This window comes from Stenotrophomonas sp. STEN063 (assembly GCF_056854515.1).
The window spans coordinates 1-19,506 of the sequence record NZ_JBXFWF010000079.1 but is presented as its reverse complement, the minus strand read 5'-3'; the positions used below and the strand labels follow the sequence as shown (position 1 = coordinate 19,506).

The 19,506-nt window shown below is 63.8% G+C and carries 20 protein-coding genes; 11 read left to right on the top strand and 9 right to left on the bottom strand.

From position 1 onward, the window contains the following. Positions 1–194: 194 nt before the first annotated feature. The 3 genes from AC1VWL_RS17220 to AC1VWL_RS17210 all read left to right on the top strand — a co-directional run bounded on the left by AC1VWL_RS17220 (position 195) and on the right by AC1VWL_RS17210 (position 3,030). Complete coding sequence (locus AC1VWL_RS17220; RefSeq protein WP_282271569.1) at positions 195–1,712, top strand: fumarate hydratase; 1,518 nt, start codon at positions 195–197, stop codon at positions 1,710–1,712. A 74-nt stretch (positions 1,713–1,786) separates the two neighbouring features. Next, the gene (locus AC1VWL_RS17215) at positions 1,787–2,104 is read left to right on the top strand and encodes a hypothetical protein (RefSeq protein WP_481615682.1); all 318 of its coding nucleotides are present in this window, start codon (positions 1,787–1,789) and stop codon (positions 2,102–2,104) included. 290 nt (positions 2,105–2,394) lie between these two features. Beyond that, the gene (locus tag AC1VWL_RS17210) at positions 2,395–3,030 is read left to right on the top strand and encodes a glutathione S-transferase family protein (RefSeq protein ID WP_482987487.1); all 636 of its coding nucleotides are present in this window, start codon (positions 2,395–2,397) and stop codon (positions 3,028–3,030) included. A gap of 86 nt (positions 3,031–3,116) precedes the next feature. On the opposite strand, the gene AC1VWL_RS17205 is transcribed toward AC1VWL_RS17210, so the two are convergent. Beyond that, positions 3,117–4,226 (bottom strand): sterol desaturase family protein, encoded by a 1,110-nt coding sequence (locus AC1VWL_RS17205; protein ID WP_482987486.1) that lies wholly within the window; start codon positions 4,224–4,226, stop codon positions 3,117–3,119. 176 nt (positions 4,227–4,402) lie between these two features. On the opposite strand from AC1VWL_RS17205, the gene AC1VWL_RS17200 reads away from it, so the two are divergent. Beyond that, positions 4,403–4,936 (top strand): DsbA family protein, encoded by a 534-nt coding sequence (locus AC1VWL_RS17200; protein WP_482987485.1) that lies wholly within the window; start codon positions 4,403–4,405, stop codon positions 4,934–4,936. A 55-nt stretch (positions 4,937–4,991) separates the two neighbouring features. Here the strand turns inward: AC1VWL_RS17200 and arsC are convergent, their stop codons facing one another. The 3 genes from arsC to AC1VWL_RS17185 all read right to left on the bottom strand — a co-directional run bounded on the left by arsC (position 4,992) and on the right by AC1VWL_RS17185 (position 7,093). Then, the gene (arsC, locus tag AC1VWL_RS17195) at positions 4,992–5,342 is read right to left on the bottom strand and encodes an arsenate reductase (glutaredoxin) (protein WP_482987484.1); all 351 of its coding nucleotides are present in this window, start codon (positions 5,340–5,342) and stop codon (positions 4,992–4,994) included. A gap of 3 nt (positions 5,343–5,345) precedes the next feature. Further along, a complete protein-coding gene (locus AC1VWL_RS17190) occupies positions 5,346–6,485 on the bottom strand; it encodes a phospholipase A (protein ID WP_482987483.1) in 1,140 nt (379 codons plus the stop codon). A gap of 122 nt (positions 6,486–6,607) precedes the next feature. Continuing rightward, positions 6,608–7,093: a DUF456 domain-containing protein gene (locus AC1VWL_RS17185; protein WP_482987482.1), complete on the bottom strand. Its 486-nt coding sequence runs from the start codon at positions 7,091–7,093 to the stop codon at positions 6,608–6,610. Between the two features lie 233 nt (positions 7,094–7,326). Between AC1VWL_RS17185 and AC1VWL_RS17180 the strand changes: the two genes are divergently transcribed. After that, complete coding sequence (locus AC1VWL_RS17180) at positions 7,327–7,536, top strand: cold-shock protein (RefSeq protein ID WP_282271583.1); 210 nt, start codon at positions 7,327–7,329, stop codon at positions 7,534–7,536. A gap of 72 nt (positions 7,537–7,608) precedes the next feature. Here the strand turns inward: AC1VWL_RS17180 and AC1VWL_RS17175 are convergent, their stop codons facing one another. After that, positions 7,609–8,106, bottom strand: coding sequence for a glycine zipper 2TM domain-containing protein (locus tag AC1VWL_RS17175; protein WP_282271585.1), 498 nt, complete (start codon positions 8,104–8,106; stop codon positions 7,609–7,611). Between the two features lie 111 nt (positions 8,107–8,217). Continuing rightward, on the bottom strand, positions 8,218–8,655 hold the full coding sequence (locus AC1VWL_RS17170; RefSeq protein WP_482987481.1) for a cytochrome c: 438 nt from the start codon (positions 8,653–8,655) through the stop codon (positions 8,218–8,220). 130 nt (positions 8,656–8,785) lie between these two features. Here AC1VWL_RS17170 and AC1VWL_RS17165 point away from each other — a divergent pair, with 130 nt between their 5' ends. Beyond that, positions 8,786–9,577: a tRNA threonylcarbamoyladenosine dehydratase gene (locus AC1VWL_RS17165; RefSeq protein ID WP_481615675.1), complete on the top strand. Its 792-nt coding sequence runs from the start codon at positions 8,786–8,788 to the stop codon at positions 9,575–9,577. A gap of 128 nt (positions 9,578–9,705) precedes the next feature. On the opposite strand, the gene AC1VWL_RS17160 is transcribed toward AC1VWL_RS17165, so the two are convergent. Together AC1VWL_RS17160 and AC1VWL_RS17155 are read right to left on the bottom strand one after the other, a co-directional pair. Beyond that, the gene (locus AC1VWL_RS17160; RefSeq protein WP_482987480.1) at positions 9,706–10,467 is read right to left on the bottom strand and encodes a TatD family hydrolase; all 762 of its coding nucleotides are present in this window, start codon (positions 10,465–10,467) and stop codon (positions 9,706–9,708) included. A gap of 3 nt (positions 10,468–10,470) precedes the next feature. Next, positions 10,471–10,692, bottom strand: a complete 222-nt coding sequence (locus tag AC1VWL_RS17155) for a DUF6116 family protein (RefSeq protein WP_062166057.1) — start codon at positions 10,690–10,692, stop codon at positions 10,471–10,473. 175 nt (positions 10,693–10,867) lie between these two features. Here AC1VWL_RS17155 and AC1VWL_RS17150 point away from each other — a divergent pair, with 175 nt between their 5' ends. The 4 genes from AC1VWL_RS17150 to AC1VWL_RS17135 all read left to right on the top strand — a co-directional run bounded on the left by AC1VWL_RS17150 (position 10,868) and on the right by AC1VWL_RS17135 (position 15,568). Beyond that, positions 10,868–11,701 carry a glycine zipper 2TM domain-containing protein gene (locus AC1VWL_RS17150; RefSeq protein WP_296246545.1) on the top strand — a complete coding sequence of 278 codons (834 nt, stop codon included), beginning with the start codon at positions 10,868–10,870 and terminating at the stop codon, positions 11,699–11,701. 280 nt (positions 11,702–11,981) lie between these two features. Then, on the top strand, positions 11,982–12,518 hold the full coding sequence (locus AC1VWL_RS17145; RefSeq protein ID WP_482987479.1) for a GNAT family N-acetyltransferase: 537 nt from the start codon (positions 11,982–11,984) through the stop codon (positions 12,516–12,518). Between the two features lie 117 nt (positions 12,519–12,635). Next, entirely contained in the window at positions 12,636–13,238 is a 603-nt protein-coding gene (locus AC1VWL_RS17140; RefSeq protein WP_481615634.1) for a glutathione S-transferase family protein, read from the top strand. 59 nt (positions 13,239–13,297) lie between these two features. After that, entirely contained in the window at positions 13,298–15,568 is a 2,271-nt protein-coding gene (locus tag AC1VWL_RS17135; protein ID WP_482987478.1) for a thiamine pyrophosphate-dependent enzyme, read from the top strand. 386 nt (positions 15,569–15,954) lie between these two features. Here AC1VWL_RS17135 and ppsA read toward each other — a convergent pair whose 3' ends face one another. Then, positions 15,955–18,330 (bottom strand): phosphoenolpyruvate synthase, encoded by a 2,376-nt coding sequence (ppsA, locus tag AC1VWL_RS17130; protein WP_482987477.1) that lies wholly within the window; start codon positions 18,328–18,330, stop codon positions 15,955–15,957. Between the two features lie 197 nt (positions 18,331–18,527). Here ppsA and ppsR point away from each other — a divergent pair, with 197 nt between their 5' ends. Continuing rightward, positions 18,528–19,349, top strand: coding sequence for a posphoenolpyruvate synthetase regulatory kinase/phosphorylase PpsR (ppsR, locus tag AC1VWL_RS17125; protein WP_282272415.1), 822 nt, complete (start codon positions 18,528–18,530; stop codon positions 19,347–19,349). Positions 19,350–19,506 lie beyond the last annotated feature (157 nt).

Here is a 19,506-nt window from a genome sequence, read left to right as displayed (position 1 = left end):
TCGGCCCCGCACCACCCCCGGCTTTTGTTGCGGGGTGGTCGCCCGGGGGCCCCCCGCCCGCCCAACCCCCGGCGGGCCGCCCGCCCGGGGCGCCGCCGCCGCTCCCACATGCCCAAAGTCGGGCAGCACTGCGCCGCGCCAAGGCGTAAAATGGTGGGCTGAACCCCCGCCAGCCTTCAGCAAGCGAGCAAGCCGTGACATCGATCAAGCAGGAAGACCTCATCCAGTCCGTCGCCGACGCACTGCAGTACATCTCGTACTACCACCCGGTCGACTACATCAAGAACCTCTCCGCTGCCTATGAGCGCGAAGAGTCGCCGGCGGCCAAAGAGGCCATTGCCCAGATCCTGATCAACTCGCGCATGTGCGCCGAAGGCCATCGGCCGATCTGCCAGGACACCGGCATCGTCACCGTGTTCCTGGAAATCGGCATGAACGTGCGCTGGGACGACGCCACCATGGGTGTCGAGGACATGGCCAACGAGGGCATCCGCCGCGCCTACGCCTACCCGGACAACAAGCTGCGCGCCTCGGTGCTGGCTGATCCGGCCGGCAAGCGCACCAATACCAAGGACAACACCCCGGGCGTGGTCAACGTCAAGGTCGTGCCGGGTAATACGGTCGATGTGATCGTCGCCGCCAAGGGTGGCGGTTCGGAGGCCAAGAGCAAGTTCGCCATGCTCAACCCATCCGATTCCATCGTCGACTGGGTGCTCAAGACCGTGCCGACCATGGGCGCTGGCTGGTGCCCGCCGGGCATGCTCGGTATCGGCATCGGCGGCACCGCTGAGAAGGCGATGCTGCTGGCCAAGGAATCGCTGATGGAGCCGATCGACATCACCGATCTGCAGGCCCGCGGCGCATCCAACCGTGCCGAAGAGCTGCGCCTGGAGCTGTACGAGAAGGTCAATGCACTGGGCATCGGCGCGCAGGGCCTGGGTGGCCTGACCACGGTGCTCGACATCAAGGTCAAGGATTTCCCGACCCACGCCGCCAACCTGCCCATCGCGATGATTCCGAACTGCGCCGCTACCCGCCATGCGCACTTCACCCTGGATGGCAGTGGCCCGGTGATGCTGGACCCGCCGTCGCTGGAAGACTGGCCCAAGCTTACCTACGACGCGTCCAAGGGCACCCGCGTCGATCTGGACAACATCACCCCGGAAGAAGTGGCTGCATGGAAGCCGGGCCAGACCCTGCTGCTCAACGGCAAGCTGCTGACCGGCCGCGACGCCGCGCACAAGCGCATGGTCGAAATGCTCAACAAGGGTGAGCAGCTGCCGGTGGACCTGAAGGGCCGCTTCATCTATTACGTCGGCCCGGTCGATCCGGTGCGTGACGAAGTGGTGGGCCCGGCCGGTCCGACCACCGCCACCCGCATGGACAAGTTCACCCGCCAGATTCTGGAGCAGACCGGCCTGCTGGGCATGGTCGGCAAGGCCGAGCGCGGCCCGGCGGCGATCGAGGCGATCCGCGACAACAAGTCGGCCTACCTGATGGCGGTTGGTGGCTCGGCCTATCTGGTGTCCAAGGCGATCAAGGCCTCCAAGGTCGTGGGCTTCGCCGACCTGGGCATGGAAGCCATCTACGAGTTCACCGTGCAGGACATGCCGGTGACCGTGGCCGTCGACTCCACCGGCGAATCGGTGCACAAGACCGGTCCGCGCGAATGGCAGGCCCGCATTGGCAAGATTCCGGTAATCGTCGAGTAATCGACCGCTGTCACTGGTGATGCCGCGACGGCCCGGGCTATGCTCGGGCCGTCGTCGTTTCCAGGGATTGTCCGATGCGCAGGTTTACATGGGTGCTTGTTCCGATGGTGTTGTTGCTTGCCGCCTGTGCGAGCGGCGGCGGTTGGCAGGGCGCGCCGCGCAACGATCCCGCAGCCTGCGTGACGTATTGCCAGAACGCCTATCAGCGCTGCAATGCCAACCCACGCAGTTACGGCGACTGTGGTGAAGCGAACCGCAACAATCAGTGTGACAAGATCGCCAATCCGGAGCTGCGCGGTGCCTGCCAGACTTCACAGGCGTTCTGCCAGAACAGGTCTGCCGCGTCGGTGTGTGGCGAACGCTTGAACAGTTGCATGAACAGCTGCAACTGAACCAGCCGATAGCTGCGACGCACCTGTAGTGCCGAGCCATGCTCGGCAGAGGCTTTCCCGGGAAGCCATCAAATCATCAGCTCCGCAGCCTACGACGCTGCCACGAAAGCACGGCGGCGCGGCGTCTGCTACCTCCCTTTGCCGCAGGCAAGGGGAGGGTTGGAGAGGGGTGCTTTTGATGTTTGCTGTTGCTGCAGCGGTTGCTTCATCAGCTTCGCGGCTTACGCCGCTCCTACAAGTGCGGTGTCTGGCCTGGTTAGAATGTGTTTTTCCAGCCGGGAACCCAGCGCATGTCGGTTGTTCTGTACGGATCGCAAAGCACTGCTTCATTGGTGGTGCATTGGCTGCTGATCGAGCTTGGTATCGCGCATGAGCTGCGCCAGCTGGATTTTGAGCGCGGCGAACAGAAGTCAGCGGAGTTCCTGGCGATCAATCCTGCCGGCCGCGTGCCTGCGCTGATCATGGATGGGCAGGTACTGACCGAGTCCGCTGCCATTGCCATGCATCTCGCCGATCTGCACCCGCAGGCAGGGCTGGCACCAGCGCCGGGCAGCGCCGCGCGCGGCGACTACTACCGCTGGATGTGTTTCTGCGTGTACACCTTGATGCCAGCCTATCGCGCCTGGTTCTATCCGCAGGAGCCGGCTGGTGAATTGCATGCAGAGGAAGTGAAGCAGCGGGCCCGGCTGCAGTTGGAAGCAGCCTGGCAGCAGATGGCTGATCATCTGGGTGCGCATGGCCCCCATGTTCTGGGCGATCAGCTGAGCGTCGTCGATTTCATGTTGACCATGCTGATGCGCTGGAGCCGCAACATGCCGCGTCCTAGCGACAGCTGGCCGGCGCTGGCTGCGCATGCAGCGCGGATGAAGGCGCGGCCGGCATTTGCCGAGGTTTATCGGCGTGAGGGGATCAGTGATTGGTTGTGAGCGTGACGGTGCGGTGACATTGGTGGCTTCGCGGCTTATGGCCCGAGGCCACCCAGCGCCGCCCCTACAAGAGCCGGGCGGATCGCTCAATCGACGTGGTCGTCGAACTTGCGTCCTCCCTGGAACGGCATCAGGTGCTGTTTGATGATGCCGTTGGGCACCGTCTCCAGCTTCATCACGCCATACTCCTGCGGCCATTGGGCTTGATCGCGCGGTAGCTTGAAGGTGCCCATCAGCATGTCCACCAGCGGCAGGTGGATGGCGTAGTTGACGTCGACATAGTCCTGCTGTCGGGCGTGGTGCCAGTGGTGGTAGCGCGGCAGTACCAGCAGGTATTCCAGCCAACCGAAGCGGATGCCGAGATTGGCGTGCGCCAACACCGCCTGCAGGCCGACCAGGATCACGTAGGCATTCACCGCCGGGGTGGAGAAGCCTAGGATCAGCAGCGGCAACAACACCGCACTGCGGGTCAGCACGATCTCGACAAAGTGCACGCGTGAGCCGGCCAGCCAGTCCATGTGCCGGCTGGAGTGGTGCACGGCGTGGAAGCGCCAGAGCCAGGGGATGTTGTGATACGCGCGGTGCAGCAGGGCCTGGGCCATGTCGGCGACAAAGACTGCGATCAGGAACTGTGCCCACACCGGCAGTGACTGGATGGCTGCCTTCAACGAGGGGAAGGCTGCCAGCCCGGCGATGGTCGAGGTGGAAGCGGTGACCAGGATCAGGATGAACTGCACCAGCACATGGCTCATGAAGAAGTAGGCCACATCGGTGCGCCAGCCGGGACGCAGCGGCGACAGCTCGCGTTTGCCCAGATAGCGCTCCAGCGGGACGAACACCAGCGCCGAGAAGAACAGCGACAGCACGAACCAATCCAGTCCCAGGGAGTACGGCGTCTGGCCGATGGCGTCGAATTGGACATTGGTGCCGCCGAGCAGCACCGCCAGAGTTGCCGTGCCGACGCCCAGGGTGGCGATGCGCTTGTTGCGATCGCGCAGGATCGCGACGGTTCCCATGATGAACGCAGCGGCCAGCCCGACCAGCAGCAGGTGGCGGGCAAACTGTTCGTTGTAGACCGCGCGGAACTCGCGGCTGGTCAGCAGTTCGGGGAAATGGAAACAGGCAACGGCCAGCAGGCTCAGGACTCCAAGCAGCGCGGAGCCGTAGGCAAAGAATGAACGGCGGGTACGGACCATTGCGGACTTCCTGTCTTTGATCGGCCGATTCTGCCTGCGTCTGCTGAACGGCGGTAGTGGCAGGCTGGGTTCGATAGCCATACTTCACGCCCGCTGCGCGGTTGAATGGGTAGCGTTGCCATGATCAAACGTTACGCTTGCACGGTGAATTGGCAGCAATGATCGGGAGTGAAGGGATGAGCGGATTGACGGTTCCGGTGAGCATGGCGGATCACGTCCAGGGCAGCCTGGATGCGCCGGTGGTACTGGTTGAGTATGCCGACTACCAATGCCCGTACTGCGGCGAGGCGTTTTCGCTGGTGAAGCGCCTGCAGCAGCGCTTTGGCGAAGGCTTGTGCCTGGTGTTCCGCAATTTCCCGCTGGTGCAGGCGCACCCTCAGGCGTTGCCAGCGGCGATCACTGCTGAGTATGCCGCCGACCATGGCAAGTTCTGGGAGGCGCATGACGCGCTGTTCCGCAGTCAGCAGCAGCTCGGCGAGGTGGTCTATCGCGAGCTGATGCGTGAGTTGGGCTTGCCGGAAGATGGGCTGGCCGCAGCGATGGACGACAGCAATAGTCTGCTGCGGATACAGCGTGATATCGAGAGCGGTATGCGTAGCGGTGTCACTGGCACGCCCAGCTTCTTCATCAATGGCGAATTGTTCCAGCCCAGGCAAAGCTTCGAAGAGCTCTACGACGCCATCGTCCAGGCCACTGCCAAGCGCAACTGAGGTTGCCTGGCGCACGCCAGGGCGGCGCCAGAGCAGGTGCTGCAGAGAGCGGGGCTCAGCCGATCAGGCTGAGCACGGTTTCCGGTGGGCGGCACAGGGCCGTGCCCTTGGCGGTACGCACGATGGGCCGGTTGATCAGCGCCGGGTGCTGGCTCATCGCTTCGACCAATGCAGCCTCGTCATCGAGTTTCGCGGCCAGCCCAAGCTCGGCAAAGGCGGTCTCCTTGCTGCGCAGCAAGTCGCGGGCAGGCATGCCCATGGCGTCCAGCAGCGTGCGCAGCTGGGCCGCCGTGGGCGGGTTGTCGAGGTAGTTGATGACCTCGACGTCGACACCTGCCTCCTGCAGCAGCGCCAGCGCGCCGCGTGAATTGGAACAGCGGTTGTTGTGCCAGATGGTCGCTTTCATTGTTCAGAACCACTCCAGCAGGGACACGCCAAGGCCGATGTAGGTGGCGCGGTGGTTGTAGTCGATCATGCTCTCGCCGTAGCCATCGAATACCTGCACATGGCCGCGCAGCAGCTTGTTGATCGGGAAGCCGTAGTCCATCTGCAGCGAGCCATGCGAACGATCACCGCTGCGCAATGAGTGGCGGCCGGTGATGGCCAGCTCATGGCCGTTGCGGTTGTAGACCAGGGTGGCGTCACCGCGGCCCATGTAGTCCTCGATGTCCGGATTGTTGTCGTCGCGTCGACCTTCCGGAATGCGGTACCAGGGGCGCAGCATGATCGCCCAGTTCTCACGGTCCAGGCCGACGTTCATCACCACCCGGTTCCAGCTGCGCGAAAGTGGATCGCTGCGGCCATTGGATTGATGGTTGAGGCTGAAGCCGGTCATGCGCCCGTTCCAGCCAAACAGCGAGTAGCCGTTGCGGAAGGTCAGCATCACCTCGGGTTCGTAGTTGGTTTCGCGGAACGGGCGCGACAGTTCACTGTTGTAGGCCTGCCAGCGCGAGCTCTGGGTATAGCCAACCCAGATATCGCCGTTGTCGCCGAACAGGTTCTCGGTGACCTTGGTCTTGAAGCTGAGCTGGAACTTCAGCTCTGTGCTGTCCAGCTCCTCGGCCTGGGTGACGGTGTTGTTGGGGTTGGGCGAGTGCGGCATCTCATTGGGCTTGCTGCTCCAGAAGGCCGGCAGCAGATACACCGGCTTGTAGGCGCGCAGTTGGAACAGGCCCAGCTTGGAGTCCTTGGCCAGCTCCCAGCGGCTGTCCAGCAAGGAGCCGCGGCCGGCATTGGCGGCTGCCGAATCCAGTTCGTCATGCGCGAACAGCTCGTTGCGGCGTGGTAGTGGCTGGTCCAGTTCCTTGGCGGTGGCCTTGGCCTCCTTGCGCGCCTGCTGTGCAGCGGCGGCCGCGGCATCGGCTGCACGGGTGTCGGTGGGGGTGCGGCCGAGTGCGCTGTCGTAGCAGGCCAGGCGGGTGGCATCGGTCTCAAGCGCGAAGCAGGCCTGCGGCGAGGCGGGGGTTGGCATCGATTCCTGCGCGAGAGCCGAAGCGCTGGTACCGCTCAGGATGAGCAGCAGGGCATGGCGAAGAGCGTGTGTTTGCATGGATTCCATCCGGTCGCTGTGGGGTGGCCGGGCCGGGGCAATCGGGGAAATTGCACGCCGGCAGCAGTGGCAAGTTGAGGATTGTCGGTGATTACCCTGTCCACGTGGAGTCAGGGTGGCGTTCAGAAGAACCAGGCAATGGCGAACACGCCGACCATGGCGACTGCCAGGCCCAGCTTGAGTGCGACCCCGAGGACGATGCCCAGCCAGGTGCCGAGGCCGACCTTGGTGGCCTGGCCGAGCTGGCGGCCGTGCAGGTACTCACCGCCGAGGGCGCCGAGGAACGGACCCACGAACAGGCCGATCGGCATGAAGAACAGGCCGACCACCGTACCTATCGCCGAGCCGATCAGGGCCAGCTTGCTGGCGCCCACCTTCCTGGCGCCGGCGACGGTGCAGATCACATCCACGATGATCGAGATGACCGTCAATACACCCAGTACCACCAGGGGCAGCCAGCCCACCCGGTTGAAGCCGTCGCCCCAGGCGGCCAGCAGCAAGCCGACGAACACCAGCGGTACCCCCGGCAGCGCGGGCAGGATGATGCCGGCTATGCCGACCAGAACCAGCAGGGCGCCTACCAGATAGAAGATGAATGAATAGTCCATGTGTGCTCTGAAGGGGGTCGTATAGGGGTTGACTTTAATGCATGTGCCGGTGTTGCAATTTATTTAGCCCCGAGTTAAGTTGCAGCCGCTGAGCTTGGCAAGGTCACCGTGAATCGTGGCCTGATGGGTAGATCCAAGGATTTGCTGCATCGCTGCACCTCGCTTCCTCCTTGCAACCAGCCGCCTCACCGGGCGTAACCATCAAACGAAAGAGCTACAGGGAGTAAGTCGAGATGTCTGATCGCGAAACCGGTACCGTCAAGTGGTTCAACGACGCCAAGGGCTTCGGCTTCATCAGCCGCGAAAATGGTGAGGACGTGTTCGTGCACTTCCGCGCCATCCAGACCGATGGCTTCAAAAGCCTGAAGGAAGGCCAGAAGGTCACCTTTACCGTTGTGCAGGGCCAGAAGGGCCTGCAGGCTGACGCCGTACAGCCGGCCTGATCCGGCGGTCGTACAGTTAAAAGAAAGGCCCGCGCAAGCGGGCCTTTCTCCGTCAGTGGTGACGGGAACGGCTCAGCGGAGCACCACGCGGCCGTTGACCACGCGCACATAGGTGTTCTCGCGGATACCGCCCAGGTCCTTCTGGTTGACCACGATCACGCGGCCATCGTCCATGCGCACCTGGATGTCATACGAGTTGCCGGTGACGTTCTGCTGGATCTTGTTACCGGCCATGGCGCCACCAACCGCGCCTGCGACGGCGGCGATGTTCTGGTTGCCCTTGCTGCCGCCGGTCTTGTCGGAGATCTCGTGGCCTGCGACTGCGCCGACGATGCCGCCGAGAATGGCACCGGTTGCGCTGGGCGCAGTGCGGCCGGAGGCGACGGTATCGATGCGGGTGACGATGCCGCAATCGGTGCAACGGTTCTGGTTGTAGCCGTTGTTGTTGCCGTAGTTACCACCATTGTTGTAGCCGCCGTTGTTGTAGCCACCACCGTAACCGGGGGAGGTTGCGCAACCGGCCAGCGCCAGACTGGCAATTGCGCCTGCAGCGATCAGTTGGATCTTCATGGTGTTTCTCCTTGCCAGATTGAAAGTGGGTACAACTGAGTGACCCGCGGCGAAGATCCTGCGGTTTTGCATGTGAATGGAGGGCCAATCACATGTGAAAACGCAGTTTGCTTACTTGAAGTCCTGATGGCACGACTTGCAGTCGCTGCCGATTTTTTGCACCGCAGCAGCCAACGTGGCGCAATCTGCAGGCGGCTTGGCCAGTGCATCGTTCAAGGTGGCGCGGAAGCGGCTGGCGTGCTGCTGGAAGCGCTCGTCATCGTGCAGACCCGGGAAGGCGGTCTCCAGGTCGTTGGCCAGTGCCCGCAGTGTCTGCAGGCGTGGTGTGCTGTCGGTGACGCTGCAACGGTTCTGCTTCCGGCTCTCATCCAGCAATTGGGCCTGCTTGGCCATCACCGTCATCAGACTGTCCGGGAAGTGATCCTGGCGGGCCTGGATGGCGCGCATCCCCATCACGGTGGCGATCACCCCGATCAGCAGGCCGGCGAGCAGGACGAACAGGTAGCGTGAGGCTTTGGACGGGGGGCGGACGGGTGCTGGGTCGGACATTGCGTTGGCTCCAGGCTACGTGGCAAAGGGGTTCGACTGCCGGGCATTATGCAGCGGCACAAGCGAAGCCCGTGTCATCGTGCCGATGGTCGGCTCGCCGCCATGCCGGGGCAGGCCGTAAAATGCGCCGATGAAAGAAGAATTGCGTGAGCGCTTTGCCGGTATCGACCGGCTGTACGGGGCAGGCACCATCACCCATCTGAGCGGCTGCAAGGTCGCCGTGGTTGGCATGGGTGGGGTCGGCTCGTGGATCGTGGAAGCGCTGGTGCGCTCGGCGGTGGGCCACCTGAGCCTGATCGACGCCGACGATATCTGCGTTTCCAACACCAACCGACAGCTGCCGGCGATGGCCGGGCAATACGGTCGCAACAAGTCTGTGGCGATGGCCGAGCGCTGCCGTGCGATCAACCCGGATGTCCAGGTCGAGGCGGTGGAATCGTTCCTGACCCCAGCCAACATGGCCGAGTTGCTGGACCGTGGTTTTGATCTGGTGATCGACGCCTGTGACAGCTTCCGGGTGAAGGTCGAGACCATCGCCTGGTGCCGCCGGCGCAAGCTGCCGATGATCACCATTGGTGCGGCTGGCGGGCGTACCGATCCAACCCTGGTACGGGTGCGCGACGTATCGCGTACCGAGCATGACGCGATGATGGCGCTGATCCGCAAGAAGCTGCGCAGCGAGTTCAACTTCCCCAAGAGCGCAAAGCGCTACTTCGGCGTGCCGGCGGTGTATTCGCTGGAGAACGTGAAGTACCCGCAGGCCGACGGCAGCGTCTGTGGCATCCGCCCGAATCTGGGCCCGGACGAGGCCTTGAAGCTGGATTGCGGCGGCGGTCTTGGCGCGGCAACGCATATCACCGGTGCGTTCGCATTCGTGGCGGTGGGCAAGGCGCTGGAGATGCTGTTGAAGAACCGCGCGTAAAAGCCTGAGAGCGGTTGTGGTTTGTGGGAGCGGCGTCAGCCGCGAAGCTGGCATCGATGAAGTCGCCAGCATGTTTGCAATCTGACCGATCCGTGGCTTCGTGGCTGCCGCCGCTCCCACAATCGGACCTATAACCCGAACAACCGCTTTGCGTTGGCGGTGGTCTGCACTGCGATATCCGCCGCAGACTGCTGCCGCAGCTCAGCGACCGTGTCGAGGATCTGCCGTAACCGCGCGGGCTCGTTGCGTTGGCCGCGGATACCTGCATCCGGCTGATCCGGAGCATCGGTTTCCAATAACAGAAACTCCAACGGCATCTGCGTCACCAGGCCACGCAAACGATTGGCGCGGGTATAGGTGATGGGGCCGCCCAGGCCGATCATGAAGCCCAGCTCCCATAGCTGCCTGGCCTGCTCCGGACTGCCGGAAAAGCTATGCACCACGCCGCTGAGTCCGCCAACGCGGCGGATGCGCAGGATTACCTCATCCAGGGCGCGGCGCGCATGCACGATCAGTGGCAGCTGGGCGTCCCGTGCCAGTTCCAGTTGGCCCTGGAAATACAGGCGCTGTGCTTCCGGATCGAGATCGTCGACGAAGAAGTCCAGCCCGCATTCACCGATGGCACAGGGTGACTCGCGTTCCACCCAGTCGCGCAGCTGCTGCAGGTGTTCGGCACGGTGCTCCGGCAGGAACATCGGGTGCAGGCCGTAGGCCGGATGCAGGCCTGCATCCGCTGCGCACACCTCGCGCAGTTTGGGCCAACTGGCTGCGGTCACCGCCGGCACGATCTGCACACCCACGCCGCTTGCACGGGCACGGGCGATCACCGCCTTGCGGTCAATGTCGAATTCAGCTGCATCCAGATGGCAGTGGCTGTCGATCAGCTGCACGGCTCAGCGCTTGCCCGGCAGTATCGGCGGCTCGGCCGGGTCCTTGCGTCGCTTCCAGTTGGCGAGCAGCAAGGTGCTCAGGCCAAACAGGATCTCATCGACAAACGGAATCGGGTCGGGCAGCAGCATGCTGATGACGAACAGCGCACCGGTCAGCTTGAACAGGGTGGGGTAGCGCAGCTTGCGTGCCCATTCCAGAAACGGCGATAACATCATGCTCGACATGGCGTATCCAGATGAAAAGGGTTCAGACTGTCCCGTAGATCAGGCCCAGCAGCCTGAATATTGCGACGAGTTGAATGATTTCGATAGGGAGCTGACAGAAATACTGGCCTCTGTTCAGCTTATCCATGCTGGAATCCTCCCAACACACACGCGGGCAGCCGCACGGAGACAGATCATGAAGAGCACAACCACGACCGTTTTGGTTGCCGCCGGCGCGTTGCTGGTAGGTGGCATCGCCACCGCCGCCTTCATGCAGGGCCGCGACAAGGCCAGCACTGCCCCGCTGGTCGAGGGCGCCCGCCCGGTGCTGGACAACTCGCCATTGGTGGACGATGCCGCCGTCACCGGCAAGGTGGAGACGCCGGTCGAGCCGCAGCTGCAGTACGCCGACGTGCTCAAGGTCGCTCCGGTGACCCAGAAGGAACGCGTCTACGGCACGGTCACCGGCAGCGATCCGATCCGCGAAACCTCCACCACCAGCACCCCGCACGAAGTCTGCGAGGACGTGGTGGTGCAGGAGCGCCTGCCCGAGCGTGACGGCAATGTTGGCGGTACGGTCGCCGGTGCGCTGATCGGCGGTCTGCTCGGCAACCAGGTTGGCGGCGGTAACGGCAAGAAGGCAGCTACCGCGGCAGGTGCCGTGGCGGGTGGCGTGATCGGCAACCAGGTGGACAAGCGTCACGTAGGTGGTCGCGTGGTCAACCGCACCGAGCGCCAGTGTCACACCGAACAGCGCACCGCCGAGTCCAGCCGTATCACCGGCTACAACGTCAGCTACCGCAAACCCGATGGCAGCACCGGCACGATGCGCATGGACAGCCGTCCGGGTGAGCGCGTGTCGCTGGGCAACGCCAACCAGACCATCGGTTATGACGTGACCTATCGCTATGAGGGCGCGGAGAAGACCGTGCGCATGCAGGACAAGCCGGCCAGTGATCGCCTGCCGGTGATCGACGGTCAGTTGGTCACCCAGACCGCAGCGATGGCGCCGGCGGACAGCCGCCAGTAAGCATCGCAAGCTGTAAACCTGCTTGTTTCAGCAGTTGAATCACCGGAATCCGATGCCAGACCTCTGGCATCGGATTTTTTATTGCTTTGTGGGAGCGGCGTAAGCCGCGAAACCCGCACGCTTTCAGGCGGCGCGAATACCGCTCTAGGGAGCGAACAGTGTCAGCTTCGCGGCTTACGCCGCTCCCACAAACAGTTACCAGCCGGGTATCGGCGGTTTGACCGGCAGGGGTAGCAGGCGCAAGCTCGGCGTCCTTGTTTACCTGCACACAGGAACCGCGATGAGTGTTTTCGACCTGCGACTGGAAACCGAGCGCCTACTGCTGCGACCACCGGCTGCCGAAGACTTCGAGGCCTTCTCTGCCTTCTGCGCCGATCCCCGGACCATGCAGCATCTCGGCGGAGTGCAACCACCTTCGGTCGCGTGGCGCAGCCTGGCGGCGCTGACCGGCAGTTGGCAGCTGCTCGGGTATTCGATGTTCTCGGTGATCGAAAAGAGCAGCGGACGCTGGATCGGGCGGGTCGGGCCGTGGCAGCCGCATGGCTGGCCGGGCACCGAAGTGGGCTGGGGCATCGCTTCGGAATTCTGGGGCCGTGGTTATGCGCCGGAAGCAGCGCGGGCGAGCATCGACTGGGCGTTCGATGCGCTGGGTTGGCAGGAAGTGATCCATACCATCGTGCCGGCCAACACCAGTTCGGTGGCGGTGGCGCAAAAGCTGGGCGCCACCTTGCTGCGGCAGGCGCGCTTGCCGGCGCCCGCCGATATCGAGGTGGATGTGTGGGGCCAATCCCGCCAGCAGTGGATGTCGCAACGCTGAGAGCAGCACTTTGCTGCGGTCGCAGCTTTACCGCGATGCCTGTGATCCGTTCAGATGGAGGCTGTCGTCTGCCATTCGGTAGCGGGGAGCGGATCAGTGAGTTTTTCGGGTGCTGGGTTGCGGGTGTATGGCATGTCCACGTCGGGCAACTGCCACAAGGTGCGACTGCTGCTGGAGCAGATGGGGACGCGCTATGAATGGGTCGAGGTCAACAGCGCCGAAGGCCAGACCCGCACTCCGGAGTTCCTCGCCCTCAACCCCAACGGGAAGGTGCCGCTGGTGCAGCGTGCCGATGGGCGGGTACTGACCGAATCCAATGCCATCCTGTTCTGGCTGGCCGAAGGCACGCCGTATCTGCCAAGTGATGGATGGCAGCGGGCGCAGGCCTTGTCGTGGATGTTCTTCGAGCAATACAGCCATGAGCCTTACATCGCCGTTGCGCGTTTCATCAGCATCTGGACGCCTACCGATTCGCCGCGCCGCGCTGAACTGCCGCGCCTGCGTGAGCGCGGCCATGATGCGCTGGCAGTGATGGAGCGCCACCTGCAGGGCAATCCCTGGTTCACCGGCCCCGACTACGGCGTGGCCGATATCGCGCTGTTTGCGTATACCGCTGTCGCCGAGGATGGTGGCATTGCCCTGTCCTCGTATCCGGCGATCCAGCGCTGGTTGCAGGCGGTGCAGGCCCAGCCCGGCTTCATGCCGATACTGGCTGGCTGAGCGTTCCTTGTTGATGCTTGATTCCGTTGTCTCACCTGTTTGCTGTGGAGTCTGTCTGCATGTTTGCTCGTGTACCGAATCCCATCCCGGCCCGCATGAAGGGCTTGAACCGCGCTGAGATCTGCGACACCAATTTCATCGAATTCGTCGGCGCGCTGCCGCCTGGCCCGGAGCGGGGGCCGCAGCCGGCCGCACCCATACTGCCAGGCAGCACGCTGGATGCGCAGAGCTTCCGTGAGTTGTTCGAGTCGCAGTTGATCAGTCGCCATCTGGACCTGATGGCACGCGTGCTGCGCGTGCAGAACAAGGTCTTCTACACGATTGGCTCCTCCGGCCACGAAGGCAATGCGATGGTGGCGCGCGCCGCCAGGCACACCGATCCGGCCTTCCTGCATTACCGTTCCGGCGGCTTCATGGCCGAGCGCTTCCGCAAGCTGCCGGGCATGGACCCGGTGATGGATTCGGCGCTGTCGTTTGCAGCCAGCAAGGACGATCCGGCCAGCGGTGGCCGTCACAAAGTGTGGGGCAGCAAACCGTTGTGGGTGCTGCCGCAGACGTCGACCATCGCTTCGCACCTGCCCAAGGCGCTGGGCACGGCGATGGCTATCGAAGCGGGCAAGCGACTGGGGCAGGGCCTGCCGATTCCCGATGACAGCATCACCATCTGTTCGTTCGGCGATGCGTCGGCCAATCACGCCACCGCCCAGACCGCGTTCAATGCGGCGGCGTGGAGCAGCTTCCAGAAGCTGCCGGCGCCCGTGCTGTTCGTCTGCGAGGACAACGGCATCGGCATCTCGGTGAAGACCCCGGAAGGTTGGATCGCCGAGAGCTTCCGGCATCGCCCGGGGCTGGATTACTTCCATGCCGATGGTCTGGATCTGGTCAACGGTTATGCCGACGTCCAGCGCGCGGTCGAGCACTGCCGACGCACGCGGCGGCCGACCTTCCTGCACCTGCGCACCACGCGGCTGATGGGCCATGCCGGTACCGATTTCGAGATCGAATGGCGCGCACTGGAGGAGTTGTGCGCGGTGGAAGCAGGCGATCCGCTGCTACGTTCGGCGCAGGTTGCGGTGGAGTCCGGGCTGATGGACAAGGCCGAAGTGCTGGCCTTGTACGAACACACTCGCCAGCGCTGTTTCGCTGCCGCCGAAGATGCCGACAAACGCCCGCGCCTGACCGCGCTGCAGGATGTGATCGCGCCGCTGGCGCCGTATACGCCGGACAAGGTGCAGTCTGAGGCGGCGCGCGCCGATTACAGCGAACGACGCCTGCAGGTGTTCGGCAGCGAGGCTGGCTTGCCGGAGATCCAGCCGGCCAAACATCTGGCAGTGCAGATCAACCAGGCGCTGCACGATCTGTTCGCCAAGTACCCCGAGACCTTGCTGTTCGGCGAGGACGTGGCGCAGAAGGGCGGCGTCTACACCGTCACCAAGGGACTGCAGAAGGCTTTCGGCCCGCGTCGGGTGTTCAATACCCTGCTCGACGAAACCATGATCCTGGGCATGGCCCAGGGCTTCGCCAACATGGGTATGCTGCCACTGCCGGAAATCCAGTACCTGGCCTATCTGCACAACGCCGCCGACCAGGTGCGCGGCGAGGCCTGCTCGCTGCAGTTCTTCTCCAATGACCAGTACCGCAACCCGATGCTGATTCGCATCGCCGGGCTGGGCTATCAGAAAGGCTTTGGCGGGCACTTCCACAACGACAACTCGATCGCTGCCATCCGCGATATCCCGGGTCTGGTGGTTGGTTGCCCATCGCGCGGCGATGATGCCGCAGCAATGCTGCGCACGCTTGCGGCCCTGGCCAAGGTCGACGGGCGGGTCTGCGTGTTCCTGGAGCCGATCGCGCTGTACATGACCAAGGATCTGCATGCCGCTGGCGATGGCCAATGGCTGTTCCCGTATCCGGCGCCGGATCAGGCACTGACGCTTGGCGAGGGCAGGGTTTACGGCGAAGGCAATGATGACTTGCTGATCATCAGCTACGGCAACGGCGTACCAATGGCATTGCGCGCTGCCAGGACCATCGAGCAGCAGCACGGTTGGAAAGTGCGGGTGGTCGATCTGCGCTGGTTGGTGCCGCTCAATGCCGGCTATATCGCCGGGCAGGCGAAGGGCGCGAAGCGCATCATCGTGCTCGACGAAGGTCGCCAGAGTGCCGGCGTGGGCGAGGGCGTGATCACCGCCCTGGTTGAAGCCGGCCATGGCCAGGTGCCGCTGCGCCGGGTGACCGGTGTGGATACCTATACACCGTTGGCTGGTGCGGCCTTGCTGGTGCTGCCGGGTGATGCTGATGTGGTGGCAGCGGCGGCGGAGTTGGTGTGAGCAGCTGGTGTTTGTTTGTGGGAGCGGTGTAAACCGCGAAGCTGGCAATGCTGAAATTACCAACACACCTGCGACCTGACTGATCCGTGGCTTCGCGGCTGACGCCGCTCCTACAGATCTACCCCCTCCCTTTGGCGTAGCCAAGGGGAGGGTTGGGGAGGGGGTGGCTTTTGGGGTTGTCGGGAGCTCCGAGCCTCGCGGCTCTGCTCCCTCCCTTTGGCGTAGCCAAGGGGAGGGTTGGGGAGGGGTGGGCTTTTGGGGGTTGTCGGGAGCTGCGAGCCTCGCGGCTTACGCCGCTCCCACAAAAAGGCCAAAACCAGCGCCACCTCACAGACAAACAAAACCCCGCCAAGGCGGGGTTTTGTCGTCATGCAGCAACAGCCAGATCAGCTATTGGCTTTCAGCTTGGCCAGGCGCAGCCAGGTGTCGACCACGGTATCCGGGTTCAACGACACCGACTCGATGCCTTCCTGCATCAGCCACTCGGCCAGATCCGGGTGATCGGACGGGCCCTGACCGCAGATGCCGACGTACTTGCCCTTGGCACGTGCGCTCTTGATCGCCATCGACAGCAGTTTCTTGACCGCGAGGTTACGCTCGTCGAACAGGTGCGCGACGATCGAGGAATCGCGGTCCAGGCCCAGGGTCAGCTGGGTCAGGTCGTTGGAGCCGATCGAGAAGCCGTCGAAGATCTCGAGGAATTCATCGGCGAGCAGCGCGTTGGACGGCACTTCGCACATCATGATGATCTTCAGCCCGTTCTCGCCCTGCTTCAGGCCATTGGCGGCGAGCACTTCCACCACCTTGCGGCCTTCTTCCAGGGTGCGAACGAATGGGATCATCACCCACAGGTTCTCCAGGCCCATTTCGTTGCGCACGCGCAACACGGCCTGGCACTCCAGCGCGAAGGCCTTGGAGAAGCTCGGGTCGACGTAGCGGCTGGCGCCGCGGAAGCCGATCATCGGGTTCTCTTCGTGCGGCTCGTAGTTGTTGCCGCCGATCAGGTTGGCGTACTCGTTGGACTTGAAGTCCGACAGGCGCACGATCACTGGGTTCGGTGCGACCGACGCGGTCAGGGTGGCGATGCCCTCGGCCAGACGGTCAACATAGAAGCTCACCGGATCCTTGTAGCCGGCAATCTTCTCGTCGATCTTCTTCTTGGTGGCAGCGTCCTGGCGGTCGTATTCCAGCAACGCATTCGGGTGAATGCCGATGTGGCTGGCGATGATCATTTCCAGGCGGGCCAGGCCGATGCCGGCGTTCGGCAGCTGGCCGAAGTCGAAGGCACGTTCCGGGTTGGCCACGTTCATCATGATCTTCAACGGTGCCGGCGGCATGTTGCCCAGATCGGTGGTCGTGCGGTCAAAGGCCAGTTTGCCGGCGTAGATGAAGCCGGTGTCGCCTTCGGCGCAGCTGACGGTCACTTCCTGGCCGTCCTGGATCAGCTGGGTCGCATTGCCCGAGCCGACCACGGCCGGCACGCCCAGCTCACGCGCGATGATCGCGGCGTGGCAGGTACGGCCACCGCGGTTGGTGACGATGGCCGACGCGCGCTTCATCACCGGCTCCCAATCGGGGTCGGTCATGTCGGCGATCAGCACGTCGCCCGGCTGCACGCGGGCCATGTCGTCCAGCGACTTGACCACGCGGGCCACGCCAGCGCCGATCTTGGCGCCGACGGCGCGGCCTTCGGCGATGACTTCACCCTTTTCCTGCAGCGCGTAGCGCTCGATCTGGGTGGCCTTGGCGCGCGACTTCACGGTTTCCGGGCGCGCCTGGACGATGAACAGCTTGCCGCTGACGCCGTCCTTGGCCCACTCGATGTCCATCGGGCGGGCGTAATGCTTTTCGATGACCAACGCCTGCTTGGACAGTTCCTGCACGTCCTCATCGCTGATCGAGAAGGTATTGCGCACTTCGACCGGGGTGTCCTCGATCTTGACGCGCTCGCCCGGGACGTCCGAATAGACCATGCGGATCGCCTTGGAACCCAGCGAGCGGCGCAGGATCGCCGGCTTGCCGGCATGCAGGCTGGGCTTGTAGACGTAGAACTCGTCCGGATTGACCGCGCCCTGCACGACCATTTCGCCCAGGCCAACCGAAGAGGTGACGAACACCACATCGCGGAAGCCGGACTCGGTGTCCAGGGTGAACAGCACGCCGGAGGAGCCGACGCCCGAGCGCACCATCAGCTGCACGCCCGCGGACAGGAACACGTCTTCGTGCTTGAAGCCGTGGTGGACGCGGTAGGCGATGGCGCGGTCGTTGTACAGCGAGGCGAACACTTCCTTGACCTTGTGCACGACGTCGTCGGCACCGGTCACGTTGAGGAAGGTTTCCTGCTGGCCGGCAAACGAAGCGTCCGGCAGATCTTCGGCGGTTGCCGAGGAGCGCACGGCAACGGCGATGTCACCGCCACCATTCTCGGCGCTCAGCTTGGCGTAGGCGTCACGGATGTCCTTGTCCAGCTGCGGCTGCAGCGGGGCATCGATCACCCAGCCGCGGATTTCCTTGCCGGCAACGGTCAGGGCGGCGACATCTTCCACGTCCAGCGTGGCCAGCTTGTCGAAAATGCGCTTGGACAGGTCGTTGTGGGCAATGAAGTCCTTGAACGCTTCGGACGTGGTTGCGTAACCACCGGGGACGGAGACCCCCAGACCGGCAAGATTGCCGATCATCTCCCCGAGTGAGGAGTTCTTGCCACCTACGCGGGCCAGGTCGGCCAAGCGCAGCTCATGCAACCACAGGATATTCTCGTTCAAGCGCGATGCTCCGTTGAGGCCATCGCCCGTGGCGGGCTTGGGATGGCCACGTCCGTAGGAAGAAGCCAATATGATGCAGTGCACACCGAAGCCGCACAAGCTTGTGACAATACTTTGTCTTGTGCTTGTCTTTTTCGGGACAGGCTAGGCCATCACGCTTGACCCGAGGTCAGGATCACACTCTGAAGGGAGCTTTCATGACGGCAATCCGGCCGGTTTTCTATGTTTCCGACGGCACCGGCATTACTGCCGAGACCGTCGGCCACAGCCTGTTGACTCAGTTCAATGGCTTCAGTTTCGTTACTGATCGCATGTCGTTCGTCGACGATGCCGACAAGGCGCTCGAGGCGGCGGCGCGTATCCGGGCCGCCGGGGAGCGCTACCAGGTGCGCCCGATCGTGATCAGTTCCTGCGTGGATTCCAGCCTCGGCTTGATCCTGGAAGAGAGCGGGGCCCTGGTCCTGGATGTCTTCGCCCCATTCATCGGGCCGCTGGAACAGGAGCTGAGCGCTGCCAGGCACTCCAAGGTGGGCCAGGCGCACGGCATGGTGGATTTCGATACCTACCATCGCCGCATCAACGCGATGAATTTTGCGCTGAGCCACGATGATGGCATCGCGGTGAATTACGACGAGGCCGATGTGGTGCTGGTGGCGGTGTCGCGCGCCGGCAAGACCCCGACCTGCATCTACCTGGCGTTGCACTACGGCATCCGCGCGGCCAATTACCCATTGACCGAGGAAGACCTGGAGCAGGATCGCTTGCCGCCACGCCTGCGTCCGTACCGCAACAAGCTGTTCGGGCTGACGATCGATCCCGAGCGACTGCAGCAGATCCGCCAGGAGCGCCGCCCCAATTCGCGCTATGCCAGCTTCGAGACCTGCAAGCGCGAAGTCACCGCCGCCGAGACCATGTTCCGCATGGAGCGGATCCCGACCCTGAGCACCACCCACACCTCGATCGAAGAGATCTCCAGCAAGGTGCTGAGTACATTGAGCCTGCAGCGGGAGATGTTCTAAGCCAAAGGGCACTGGAACAACCAACGGTAGTGGGGGGGGGGGGGGGGGCGGGGGGGGGGCGGGGGGGGGCCCGGCCCCGGCGGCGCGGGGCGGGAGGGGGGGGGGGGGGGGGGGGGGCGGCGGCGCGCCGCGCCCGCGGGCCGGCGGGGCGAGGGGG